Source organism: Mycobacteroides sp. H003, assembly GCF_001440135.1.
GTDB classification, from domain to species: Bacteria; Actinomycetota; Actinomycetes; order Mycobacteriales; family Mycobacteriaceae; genus Mycobacterium; species Mycobacterium gwanakae.
The window spans coordinates 530,343-542,101 of sequence record NZ_LJYL01000009.1 but is presented as its reverse complement, the minus strand read 5'-3'; the positions used below and the strand labels follow the sequence as shown (position 1 = coordinate 542,101).

12 protein-coding genes are annotated in these 11,759 nt (G+C 64.4%); 2 read left to right on the top strand and 10 right to left on the bottom strand.

Annotated features, from left to right (window positions below):
• Window positions 1–8: 8 nt before the first annotated feature.
• Window positions 9–1,151: an NADP-dependent malic enzyme gene (locus tag AOT87_RS03005; RefSeq protein ID WP_030094821.1), complete on the bottom strand. Its 1,143-nt coding sequence runs from the start codon at window positions 1,149–1,151 to the stop codon at window positions 9–11.
• Between the two features lie 85 nt (window positions 1,152–1,236).
• Window positions 1,237–1,848 (bottom strand): MarC family protein, encoded by a 612-nt coding sequence (locus AOT87_RS03000; RefSeq protein ID WP_030094820.1) that lies wholly within the window; start codon window positions 1,846–1,848, stop codon window positions 1,237–1,239.
• Window positions 1,849–1,943: 95 nt separating this feature from the next.
• Between AOT87_RS03000 and corA the strand changes: the two genes are divergently transcribed.
• Window positions 1,944–3,038, top strand: a complete 1,095-nt coding sequence (corA, locus tag AOT87_RS02995; RefSeq protein ID WP_030094819.1) for a magnesium/cobalt transporter CorA — start codon at window positions 1,944–1,946, stop codon at window positions 3,036–3,038.
• Between the two features lie 4 nt (window positions 3,039–3,042).
• Here corA and AOT87_RS02990 read toward each other — a convergent pair whose 3' ends face one another.
• The 6 genes from AOT87_RS02990 to AOT87_RS02965 form a co-directional block, all read right to left on the bottom strand.
• A complete protein-coding gene (locus tag AOT87_RS02990; protein ID WP_030094818.1) occupies window positions 3,043–3,648 on the bottom strand; it encodes a suppressor of fused domain protein in 606 nt (201 codons plus the stop codon).
• An 11-nt stretch (window positions 3,649–3,659) separates the two neighbouring features.
• On the bottom strand, window positions 3,660–4,862 hold the full coding sequence (gene ugpC, locus AOT87_RS02985) for a sn-glycerol-3-phosphate ABC transporter ATP-binding protein UgpC (RefSeq protein WP_057968222.1): 1,203 nt from the start codon (window positions 4,860–4,862) through the stop codon (window positions 3,660–3,662).
• Window positions 4,863–4,864: 2 nt separating this feature from the next.
• Window positions 4,865–5,698: a carbohydrate ABC transporter permease gene (locus AOT87_RS02980; protein ID WP_057968221.1), complete on the bottom strand. Its 834-nt coding sequence runs from the start codon at window positions 5,696–5,698 to the stop codon at window positions 4,865–4,867.
• Complete coding sequence (locus AOT87_RS02975) at window positions 5,695–6,609, bottom strand: sugar ABC transporter permease (protein ID WP_057963887.1); 915 nt, start codon at window positions 6,607–6,609, stop codon at window positions 5,695–5,697. The genes AOT87_RS02980 and AOT87_RS02975 overlap by 4 nt, the downstream gene beginning before the upstream one ends.
• The gene (locus AOT87_RS02970; protein WP_057968220.1) at window positions 6,606–8,021 is read right to left on the bottom strand and encodes an ABC transporter substrate-binding protein; all 1,416 of its coding nucleotides are present in this window, start codon (window positions 8,019–8,021) and stop codon (window positions 6,606–6,608) included. Before AOT87_RS02970 ends, AOT87_RS02975 begins: the two co-directional genes overlap by 4 nt.
• Before the next feature lie 187 nt (window positions 8,022–8,208).
• Window positions 8,209–8,730 carry a general stress protein gene (locus tag AOT87_RS02965; RefSeq protein WP_030094813.1) on the bottom strand — a complete coding sequence of 174 codons (522 nt, stop codon included), beginning with the start codon at window positions 8,728–8,730 and terminating at the stop codon, window positions 8,209–8,211.
• A 158-nt stretch (window positions 8,731–8,888) separates the two neighbouring features.
• Here AOT87_RS02965 and AOT87_RS02960 point away from each other — a divergent pair, with 158 nt between their 5' ends.
• Complete coding sequence (locus tag AOT87_RS02960) at window positions 8,889–9,542, top strand: DUF4190 domain-containing protein (RefSeq protein WP_057963885.1); 654 nt, start codon at window positions 8,889–8,891, stop codon at window positions 9,540–9,542.
• On the opposite strand, the gene AOT87_RS02955 is transcribed toward AOT87_RS02960, so the two are convergent.
• Together AOT87_RS02955 and AOT87_RS02950 are read right to left on the bottom strand one after the other, a co-directional pair.
• Entirely contained in the window at window positions 9,539–10,501 is a 963-nt protein-coding gene (locus AOT87_RS02955) for a CoA ester lyase (RefSeq protein WP_057968219.1), read from the bottom strand. The genes AOT87_RS02960 and AOT87_RS02955 overlap by 4 nt on opposite strands.
• A 24-nt stretch (window positions 10,502–10,525) precedes the next feature.
• The gene (locus AOT87_RS02950) at window positions 10,526–11,476 is read right to left on the bottom strand and encodes an oxygenase MpaB family protein (protein WP_057968218.1); all 951 of its coding nucleotides are present in this window, start codon (window positions 11,474–11,476) and stop codon (window positions 10,526–10,528) included.
• Between the last annotated feature and the right edge of the window lie 283 nt (window positions 11,477–11,759).

Below are 11,759 nucleotides of genomic sequence, written 5' to 3'. Positions count from 1 at the left end.
CTAGAGGGCTAGTCGCTCTCGTGCGCGACAGCCTGGACCGCGGCGGCCACGGCGGGTCCGACGCGCGGATCGAGCGGGCTCGGCACAATCTTGTTCGGCGCCAGGTCAGGTTCCACCACCGAGAAGATTGCTTCGGCCGCAGCCACTTTCATCCGCTCGGTGATCTTGGTGGCCTCGGCGTCCAGTGCCCCACGGAACACACCGGGGAAGGCCAGGACGTTGTTGATCTGGTTCGGGAAGTCGCTGCGCCCGGTCGCGACAATCGCGGCGTACTTGGCGGCCACGTGCGGGTGAATCTCGGGGTCGGGATTGGAGCACGCGAAGACGATGCTCTCGTCTGCCATGGTCGCGATGAGCGACTCGTCGACCTTTCCTGCCGAAACACCCAGGAACACATCGGCACCCGCGAGCGCCTCGGCCTGTCCGCCGGTAAGACCGCGCGGGTTGGTGCGTGCGGCAAGGTCTGCCTTGAACTCGTTGAGGTCATCGCGACTGGAATGCACGATGCCCTTCGAGTCCAGCACCGTCACGTCGGTAATGCCGTCGGCCAGCAGGATGTTGGCGCATGCGACGCCGGCCGCACCCGCACCGGAGATCACCACCTTGAGTGACTTCTGATCGCGGCCCAACACCCGCGATGCCCCCATGAGTGCCGCCAACACCACGATGGCGGTGCCGTGCTGGTCGTCGTGCATCACCGGACAGTCCAGCGCCTCGATCACGCGCCGCTCGATTTCGAAACAGCGCGGCGCCGAGATGTCCTCCAGATTGACCGCACCAAAGGTGGGGCGCAGGCGGATCAGCGTCTCGACGATCTCGTCGGGATCCTTGGTGTCGAGCACGATCGGGATGGAGTTGAGCCCTGCGAAGGTCTTGAACAACGCGCTCTTGCCCTCCATGACGGGCAGCGACGCCGAAGGACCGATATCACCGAGACCGAGCACCGCGCTGCCGTCGCTGACGACCGCGACCAGGCGATGAGCCCAGGTGTACTTCTTGGCCAGGCTGGCGTCGGCGGCAATGGCCCGCGATACCTGCGCAACACCCGGGGTGTAGGCGATCGACAGTGCGCGCTGTGTGTCTAGCGGCGACTTGAGCTCTACCGACAGCTTCCCGTCGATATGTGCTTCGAAAATCTCTTCATCTGTCACGACAACGTCGGATGCGGTCACAGCGGTGAGACTACTGGCCCCCACGAAAGTCACTCCTGGCGACTCTGGAACTGTGAGCGGCCCGTTACGCGCCTGCCACGAATCCGCGCACCGACTCGGCGATCATCTGCACCGCGATGGCGGCCAATAACAAGCCTGCGACCCGGGCCAAGAGCATGATCCCGCCCTCCCGCAGCACTCTGATCAGCACCGTAGAGAACCTCAGCGTCAGATACAGCACCACGTGCACGCACAGGATCGCGGCGGCGATGGCCAGATAGGTGCCCACCTGCCCCTGCGCCTGACGGACCGCGATGATGGTCGCCGCGATGGCTCCCGGTCCCGCCATCAGCGGGGTGCCCAGCGGGACAAGCGCCACGTTGACGCCGCTATCGGCGTTCTGGCTGGTGGCGCCGCCCATCAACAGAGATAGGCCCGTGATGAGCAGCAGCAGGCCGCCGGCACCCTGCAGCGCGGGCACACCTATATGTAGATAGGTCAGGATCGCCTGCCCGCCGATCGCGAACATCGAGATGACGGTCAACGAGACCGCCGGCGCCTGCCAGGCGGCACGATGTCGTTCGGCGGCGGGCTGCCGGCCCGTCAGCGACAGAAACACCGGTACCGCACCGGGGGGATCCATGATGACGACCAGGGTGATGAACACTGAGGTGAACACCGCAATATCGAATGTCACGATTTCAGTGTCCCAGGCGGTCCCACAGGCTCGCGGGTTACCATCTCGCGGAACGGTTCCGCAGAACGATTGGTTGCGAGCAGGGAGCCCACATCATGGCGCGATTTCCGTCGGTCAATCCGTCGTCGTTGCGTTCACCTATCCGCGGCCGTGAACCCGAGACCGATGCCAAACGCATCCCGGTCCCTCTCGCCCGCGCCATTGTCGACTGTGGCGTGTACGTCGACGGGGTCCGGCTGCCGGGCAAGTACACGCCCACCGCTGCGCTGGAAAAGGTGCGCTCGCTGGACCGCGGGTTCGTCTGGGTGGGGCTGCACGAACCCGACGAACATCAGATGGAGGCGGTCGCTCAGCCGTTCGGACTACACCGGCTGGCCGTCGAGGATGCCGTGCATGCGCACAACCGTCCCAAGCTCGAGCGGTACGACGACACCCTGTTCTTGATTCTCAAGACCGTGAATTACGTTGAACACGAATCAATCTCCTCGGCCCGCGAGATCGTGGAGACCGGCGAGATCATGATTTTCGTGGGCGGCGACTTCGTGGTGACGGTGCGCCACGGCGACCACAGCGGGTTGGCGAAGGTGCGCGCCCAGATGGATTCCGATCCCGACCACATGCGGTTGGGCCCGTATGCCGTCATGCATGCCATCGCCGATCGCGTGGTCGACTCGTATATGGAGGTCTCCGACCTCGTCGAAACCGATATCGATGCGATGGAGCAGAACGTCTTCTCGCCCCGATCCAGCACCGATATCGAACACATCTACATGCTCAAGCGTGAAGTGGTGGAGTTGCGCCGCGCGATCAGCCCGCTCACGGGAGCGCTCAGCAAGCTCACCCAGGACCACAACGACCTGATCACCAAGGAAGTCCGGCGATATCTGCGTGACGTGCTCGATCATCAGAGCCACGCCGCCGATCAGATCGGAAGCTACGACGAGATGCTCACCTCCCTGGTGAATGCGGCCCTGGGCAAGGTGGCCATGCAGCAGAACACCGACATGCGCAAGATCAGCGCCTGGGTGGGCATCGCCGCGTTTCCGACCATGCTCGCCGGGATCTACGGCATGAACTTCGAGCACATGCCCGAGCTGGCCGAGCCGGCCGCCTACCCGATCGTGCTGCTCGTCATGGTCGTCGTATGCACGCTGCTGTACCGGAACTTCCGGAAGAACGGGTGGCTGTAGCGCGCTAGCTCGGCTGCGCGTGGGCGCGCGACGGGTCCTTCACATCGATATCGGCCTGTAGCCATGCGTCCCTCAACGCATCGGCGCCCTTGAGCCGCACCCAGGCCGCTTCGTTGGCCGTGATGGGCACGGCCACCAGAAAACGCACCGGCGAGAGCGGTTCGGGCAACAGGAGATCCGGGATATCACCGTTCTGCAGCAGTACCGCCGTGTACGCCTGCCGTGCCGGATCATCCCAGAGCGGCTGGCCCAGATCGACCAGCGCGTCCTCGGTGAGCACCAGCCCCTCTACCGCCGGCGAGGCGGCTAGCACCGCAAGAGATCGGGCCAGGCCGGGAAAGACATTGCCGCGCAAACTGATCAGCACTTCGGCGCGCGGACCCAGCTCCTCTGAAGTCAGCATCTCCCCCGGGTCTGCCATGGGATAGCGCGAGGCTCCCACGGAGACGAAATGCGATACCCCGGCATCATCGGGACCATAGCGCAACAGCTCATAGGGTTCAGACCCCAGAAAGGTGACTGAGGCCGAATCCGGCTCGCCCGCACCGATACCCGTGAAGTGATCGGCCAGATGGGCGCGTACGTGACGGACGATCTCGTCCGAATTCATCCCCGGGCCGGTCACTGCCCGGCAGTGTCATTGCCGGGCAGTGAAATGTTCTCCCCGGATGCGGCATCGAATATCACCAGCTTGCCGGTGTCGATGATCAGCTCGACGGGCTGACCCTCCACGACCTTGGATGCCGCGGAAAGCCTTGCCACAAATTCGTTTTCGTCTGCCCCAGCCACGCCCGCCTCCTGGGCGAGTTCGGCCAGCTCATCCGAATGAGCCGCGCCGCCTTCGGTGGTGAAGTGCACGTACTTGTCCGAGCCCAGCGACTCCACCAGGTCGGCATTCACCGTGAGCGTCAGTCCGGTGATCCGCTTGTAGGTGTCGACCAACGCGGCGTCCTCGAACTGCTCGGGCCGAATCCCCACGATCACGTCGCTGCCCAAAACGCCGGCCTTCTTGGCGGAAACGTTGGCGTAGACGCTCGCCTCGAGTGTCACCTCACCGAACGGCAGCTGCACTCCGATATCGGTAAGCGTCGCCGGGAAGAAGTTCATGGCCGGGGATCCGATGAAACCGGCGACGAACAGGTTGGCCGGGGTGTCGTAAAGCTCCTGGGGAGCGCCGACCTGCTGCACCTTTCCGGCGCGCAGGACCACCACCCGATCACCGAGCGTCATCGCCTCGGTCTGATCATGCGTGACGTAGACGGTGGTGGTGCCCAACCGTTTTTGCAGCCGCGCTATCTCGGTGCGCATCTGCACCCGCAGTTTGGCATCCAGATTGGACAACGGCTCGTCCATGAGAAATGCCTTCGGACTGCGGACGATCGCGCGGCCCATCGCCACCCGCTGCCGCTGTCCGCCGGAGAGGTTGGCGGGCTTGCGATCCAGATAGTCGGTCAGATCCAGGATCTTCGCGGCCTCTTCGACCTTTGCGTTCACGTCGGCCTTGCTCATCTTGGTCAGGGTCAGCGGGAAGGCAATGTTCTGGCGCACAGTCATATGCGGGTACAGCGCGTACGACTGAAACACCATGGCGATATCGCGATCCTTGGGCGCCTTCTCGTTGACCCGCTCACCGGCAATGGTGAGCTCGCCCGAGGAGATGTCCTCGAGTCCGGCGATCATGTTCAACGTCGTGGACTTACCGCACCCCGATGGCCCGACCAGGATGATGAACTCGCCGTCGGCGATATTCAGGCTGACGTCCTGCACCGCCGCGGAACCGTCCGCGTACGTCTTGGACACCTGGTCCAGCACAATCTCAGCCATCGCTAACCCTTCACTGCACCGGAGGTCAGTCCGGCAACGATCCGTCGTTGGAATATGAGCACGAAGATGATGATCGGCACCGTGATGACGATGGCGCCCGCGGCAATCGACCCGGTGGGCTCCTCGAATTGCGAACTGCCGGTGAAGTTCGCGATGGCGACCGGGGCCGTGATGGATCGGTCCGTGGCTGTCAGCGAGATCGCCAGCAGCAGGTCGTTCCAGGCGAAGATGAAGACCAGGATCGCGGACGTGACAATGCCCGGTGTGGCCAACGGTGCGATGACCTTCCAGAAGGCCTGTGCCGGTGTGGCTCCATCCATCTTGGCGGCCTTCTCCAATTCCCAAGGGATCTCGCGGAAGAACGCCGACAGTGTGTAGATGGCCAGGGGTAACGCGAAGGTGATGTACGGGATGATCAGTCCTGGCCAGGTGTCGAACAGGCCGACCGAGCGCTCGATGTTGAAGATCGGCGTCACCAACGAGATCTGCGGGAACATCGCGATGAGCAGGGCCGCGCCGACGAGGGCCTTCTTCCCCGGAAAGTCCAGTCGCGCCACCGCGTACGCGGCCATGGTGCCGACGCTGACGGCGATCAATGTCGCGATGAGCCCAATGCCGATGGAGTTCACCAGTGCCGAGGTGAACACGTTTCCGTTGAAGATGCTGCGGTAGTTATCGAGCGTCACCGGCCATGGGAAGAACTTGCCATCCTTGACCGTCGAGGTGGGTTTGAGCGACAGGCTCAACACCCACAGCACCGGTACCAGCGCGTAGCACAGCACCAACACGTCGGCGATCACCCAGCCCGCAGCGCGCGAGGGCGTTGTGCGGCTCACCGTCTTGCCCCTTCGTCATCGGCCGCCGGGGCCGCGGCACCGAAAACCTTGATGAAGATGAACGCGATGATGGCCACACACAGGAAGATCAGGACACTGATCGCCGAACCAAGCCCGACATTGAAGGCCTTGAACAAGTTGTCGTACCCCAGAATCGACACCGACCCCGTGTTGTTGCTGCCGCCGGTCAGCACGTAGATGTTGTCGAAAATCCGGAAGGCGTCCAAGGTTCGGAACAGCAGCGCCACAAGAATCGCCGGTTTCATGATCGGGATGGTGACGCGGATCAGTCTGCTCCAGCCGTTGGCACCGTCGACCTGGGCGGCCTTCAATAAGTCGTCTGGGACGAGCGCCAAGCCGGCCAGCAACAGCAGAGCCATGAACGGCGTGGTCTTCCACACCTCCGCCAAGATCACCACCGCCAGCGACGGAATCTGTTGCGTCAGTGGCGCACTACCCGACGGAAGAAGATTCGCCAGATATCCCGTACCCGGAGTCCACGCGTAGTACCAGCTGTAAGACGCTGCGACGGTGACGATTCCGTAGGGGATCAGCACGGCAGTGCGCACCAGACCCTTCCCGAATATCGTTCGATGCATCACCAGCGCGAGGGTCAGGCCGAGTACGAGCTCGATGACCACCGAAATCACCGTGATCACCAGTGTGACCACCAGGGCGCTCCACCAGTATCTATCGGTCAGCACCGTGACGTAGTTGTCGAACCACACCAACTTGCGGTCCTGCGGGCTGGCCAGGCTGTACTTCTGCAGGCTGAGCCAGATGGCATAGCAGATGGGGTATGCGGTAACCGCGAGCATGAGAAGCGCTGCCGGTGCGATGAGTAAGAGACCGAGACGCCGCTCGGCCTTCTTCCCCGCCGAGGCGGCCCCTTTGACACCCGAACCGGTCACGGGATCAGCCCCCGTCCGTCCACGGCCTTCTGCACCTGATCGGCGAGCAGATCGGCGGTGCGCTCGGGATCGATTCCGGTGATCGGGGCCAGCGCAGCGGAGACTCTCGTCGAGATGGCTTGGTAGTACGGGGAGGCCGGACGCACCGCGGCGTTGGCGAGCTGCTCGCGGATGATCGCGTATGCGGGGTACTTGGCCTGGAATTCGGGATCGTCATAGAGGGATGAGTCCACCGCGGGTAGGCCGCCCTCGATTGCCGTCGCCTTCTGGTTCTCGCGGCTGCGCAGGCAGTTCAATGCCTCGAAGGCCTGCGCCCTGTAGCGCGTTGTCTTGGCGACCGCGATGTTCAGCCCACCGATGGTGACCCTGGCGGGCTGGCCCGCGACCGCCGACGGGAAGGGCGCGAAACCCAGTGCCGCACTGGCTGCCTCGTACGCGGCCGTGAACTGCTCATCGTTCGGTTCGAAGCGGCCAGCACCGGCGATCGCACCGGTCAGGTCTGGGCGCCGATCCAGGCGCAGAAATGGAACTCCACCCTTGATCGCGTTCTCCATCATGCTGGCCATCACGAACGGCCAATTGATCTCAAAGGCGGCCTTACCTTGTTCAAAGGCCAAACGCGCTGTGCCCTCATCGGTCTGGGTAATCGAAGGGTCGGCACCATCGGCCGTCGCGATCGATTTGATGATCCGCAGGGCGGTGACCGTGGCGGCGCGATGCTCCGGGGTATCGGTCAAGGTGACTCGCTTGCCGTCCTCGCCCAGCACTGAGCCGCCCGCGCTGACCAGCAGGGTGTTGAACAACACCACCAGGCCCTCGTACTGCTTGCCCTGCAACGCAATCCAGCTAGGTCCGCCAGATCGCGCGAAGCCCTCGGCTTCCTGCACCGTCTGCTCCCACGTCTCGGGCGGTTCCGGAACCAAGTCCTTGCGGTACCAGAGCAGCTGGGTGTTGGTACTCAACGGGGCGGCGTACAGCTTGTCCTTCCAGCGGGCGCTGGCCAGCGGGCCCGCGAGAGTGTCGCGCTGGGCGTTGGCATCGGTGACACCCGCCGGATCGTCCGAAAGCGGTAGCGCCCAACCCGCTTCGGCGAACTCCGCGGTCCACACCACGTCCATGCCCATCAGGTCCAGGGTGCGATCGTTACCGGTCAATCGGCGAGCCAGCTGCAGCCGTTGCTCGTCGGCCCGCTTCGGAAGGCTCACCTGCCGGATGGTGAACCGCCCACCCAGTTCCTTATTGCATCGTTGCGCGGCGGCCGTGAAGGTCCCGGCCTCACTGGCCGGGGTGTAGAAGCGGATGACGACCCCGTCGTCGGAGCGGGCGCATCCCGTCAGCGAAGCCAGCGTCAGGCACGTGACGCCCAGCGCCACACCCTTCCGTCGGAACCATCCGGCCGACGACTCCAACACGACCGCCTCCTGGTTCGTTGACGCGTCTCGGCACCTCCGTGTGCCGGTACGGCGGGCACACCCGTCCCGCGCGGCAACCGTAGAGCTAAAACCAGGTGACATGCAACATGTTCGGTGCGCGCGTCCCACCACCCGGGGCGCGGGCAACGCCGCAGGCCAACGCCATACGGCTCACCGCCGAGCAGTCTCAGATAGCTAGTTTGGCCAGCATGTCGCGCGCGGCCTCTGCCTGCGCCGGCTCGCACAGCACGTCATAGCGACCCGCGACAAGCTGCATGGTTGATGCGAAATCCCTTGTGCCCCTCGTCATCGCGTAGGGCACCGCGGCGGTGACCAATCCGAACACCAATCCGACGGTAAGTCCCACGACGAGCGAGCCGGCCAGATTGGTGCTGAACATCCCCAGCACCAGGCCGATGAACAGGCCCAGCCACGCTCCGCTGAGCATGCCCCCGCCGAGTACCTTGGGCCACGACAATCGGCCGGTCACCCGTTCGACCTGCATCAAGTTCACGCCGACGATGGTGACGTTCTCGACCGGGAATTGCTGATCGGACAGGTAGTCGACGGCGCGCTGAGCCTCCGCGTACGTCGGGTACGAGCCGATGGGCCAACCCTGCGGTGGCGTCGGCAAAGACAGGGACGAAGACAACGGGGAACGCGGTGACGTCGAGCGCTGTGGTTGCCCGGGTGTGAGCGGTTGTCCCACGAGTTCGGTCCTCCTGCAGAAGTCGGTGATGCACGGTAACGCGCTAGCTAGCACCCATTTAACGCCCGACCGCACCAGATGGTGCCCCTTTGACCGCGACCTGCGACTTTCCGCCCGCAGCGCGGCCAGAAACGCCCTCGATACGCTAGGTTTGCGCCATGACTACCCCGGGCAACGAACCCTCCGGCACCGGCCCCGACGCCTCGTCCGGATACGAGTATCCGTCCCTGGAGCAGTCCGCGCCGCCGGCCGATGCCGCGTCCTCGGCCAGCCAGGTGCCTCCGAGCATTCCCCCGGCGTGGGAGACGCCCGGGCCTCCCCCGTCCTACCCGGCCTATCCGACCACTCCTCCCGCCTATCCCACGGCTCCGCCTCCGTATCCGACGGCACCGCCGGCATATCCGCAATATGGCCAGACGTATCCGCCGTATCAGTCGGGACAGCCGTATCAGTCGGGACAGCCGGGCCCATACCCGCCGCCGGGTTATCCCACTGCCGGTGGTTATCCCGGATATCCGGCACCCGGATACGCCGACCCGTACGGATACGGCGCCTACGGGCAGACCGGTGGCGGCACCAACCCGCTGGCCATCGGTTCGTTGATCGCGTCGATCGTCGGCGTCTTCTGCGGCATCGGATCGATTGCCGGAGTCATCATGGGCTTCATCGCGCTCAATCAGCTGAAGAACTCCCCGCAGGACGGCAAGGGTGTCGCCATCGCCGGGATCATCATCGGTGCCGCGGTGATCGTGTTCTGGGTGCTGATCATGATCATCGGCATCGCTTCGGGCGGCAGTTCGAGTTCGTACTAGCCCGCCGGGGGCTCGAACGGGGGCGCCTGTCGCGTCATACCCGCAGCGCGGCCTTTGCCTGCGATCACCAGGGCCATCTTGCGGCTGGCCTCGTCGATCATCTCGTCCCCGAGCATCACCGCGCCACGTGCGCCGCCTGCCACCGAGGTGTGCCACTCGTAGGCGTCGAGGATGAGTTCGGCCCTGTCGTAGTCCTCCTGGCGTGGGCTGAAGATCTCGTTGCCGGCCTCAACCTGTGCGGGGTGCAGCACCCACTTGCCGTCAAAGCCCAGCGCGGCCGAACGACCGGCCGCAACACGAAAGGCATCGACGTCGCGCACCTTGAGATAGGGGCCGTCGATGGCGTCGATGCCATGGGTACGCGCGGCGACCAGGATGGTCATCAGCACGTGGTGATACGCCTCGCCGTCATAGCCCGGCGGCTGCTCCCCGACGACCAGGGTGCGCATGCCGAGGCTGGCCATGAAGTCGGCGGGGCCGAAGACCAGCGACTGCACCCGCGGGCTCGCCGATGCGATCGCATCGATGTTGGTGAGTCCTTCGGCGTTCTCGATCTGCGCCTGGATGCCGATCGCGCCCACCTCGAGACCCCGTGAACGCTCAACCTGGCTCAGCAGCAGATCCAATGCCGTCACATGCGATGCGTCCACCACCTTGGGCAGCAGAATGTTGTCGATGTTGCCGCCGGCTCGCGTGACAACCTCCACCACATCCGCGTAGGTCCACTCGGTGGTCCAGTCATTGACGCGCACCGATCGCAGCTGGCCGGACCATCCCGGCGCATTGAGGGCATCGACGATGCGCTGACGTGCCTCCACCTTGGCCGGTGCCGCCACGGCGTCCTCGAGGTCGAGGAAGATCTCGTCCGCGGGAAGGGTTTTCGCCTTGTCGATCATCTTCTGGCTGCTGCCCGGAACGGCCAGGGTGGTGCGGCGCGGACGGTAGGTGGGAGCTGTCACAACTAGCCAGCGTAAAGCGCCGCATTATGCGGTGGCGCGCCTCCCGTACCGCTCCTTGGCTTCGGCGGGAGTGAGAGTGACGGGGCGCACGGGCGTCTTGCCCGCGTGGAAGTCACGCAGGGTCGTTGCCGTCATCGGCAGCTTGGCGAATCGCGCGATGGAGTCTTCCACCGCGGGAACGCTGGCGATCGACATGGCTGCCGACACCAAGGGCCGGTACGCGGCGTCGACGATTCCCGGCTGATCGAATTGGCCCAGCTCCCGCATCCACCGCGGCAGTGTCGCGATGGTCGCCGGGGCCATCATCCGGCTGACTGCCCAGAACCGCAGATTGCTGCCCGACCGCGGGGTGCGCAGCAGGTAGTGCATCGCGTGCTGTGCCCGCTCGGAGGTACACAGCGCCGGACGCATCTGGGCGAAGTACTGACGCACCTCGTCACGGGATCGGGGAACGTCGGCCGGATTGACGGTCTGCAGCTCGGCGGCGATCACACACTCGGACCAGTAGCGGTCCTCCTCGGCCTGGCTCAGCGGCCCGGGACCGAACATCTCGTAGCACTTGAGCACCGAATGCCAGCCGGTGACGTGGATCCAGAGCTGCGAGGCCGGATCATTGGCGCTGTACCGCTTGCCGGTCACCGGGTCGGTGCCTTTGGAGCGAGCGTGAACCTTCTGCAGGTGTTCGGAGGCCTCGACGGCGGTTCGCGAATCGGCGGTCGCGACGATGAGGAAGTAGGCGAGGGTTCCATCCATCCGCCCGCGCGGATCCCGATAGATGCCCGCCGAATCGGCCACGGCGGCGGCCAGGTGGGGCTCGAAGTGCTCGAGCACCACCGAGCGCTGAAAGCCGATAAGCGCGGTGGGGCTGGTCCACACCTTCCACGTCGGTGAGTCCGGTCCGAAGAATCCGTAATCCTCGCGGGGACGATCGGAGCCGAGCTCCCAGCGGACGGCGACATCTGGTGAAGCGGTCATGCTGCAACGCTATCAATTGATTACTTTTACGTCCAGATACTGACTGTAAGTCAGACTAATCGCGATCTCTGTGGCCCGAGATAGCCACTCGCCCATTTTCCGTAGCGTGCCCGGACCGAACTCGCCATGGTCAGGGAAGATTCGTCGGGGATCCGAAATTCGCTGGGGTTTGCCCATTTTGCAACCGGACCGACATCTCGCCGGTATGGTTGCTCCGGTTCACATCGGTCACATCCGTCACGACTGCATACGTCAGAATGGGTGCCGGCAGATTGGGACCACA

Excerpts from the sequence above, each read along its gene's own strand:
- corA (WP_030094819.1), top strand. The coding sequence starts at position 1,944 with ATGGCGCGATTTCCGTCGGTCAATCCGTCGTCGTTGCGTTCACCTATC.
- AOT87_RS02990 (WP_030094818.1), bottom strand. The coding sequence starts at position 3,648 with ATGAATTCGGACGAGATCGTCCGTCACGTACGCGCCCATCTGGCCGAT.
- ugpC (WP_057968222.1), bottom strand. The coding sequence starts at position 4,862 with ATGGCTGAGATTGTGCTGGACCAGGTGTCCAAGACGTACGCGGACGGT.
- AOT87_RS02960 (WP_057963885.1), top strand. The coding sequence starts at position 8,889 with ATGACTACCCCGGGCAACGAACCCTCCGGCACCGGCCCCGACGCCTCG.
- AOT87_RS02950 (WP_057968218.1), bottom strand. The coding sequence starts at position 11,476 with ATGACCGCTTCACCAGATGTCGCCGTCCGCTGGGAGCTCGGCTCCGAT.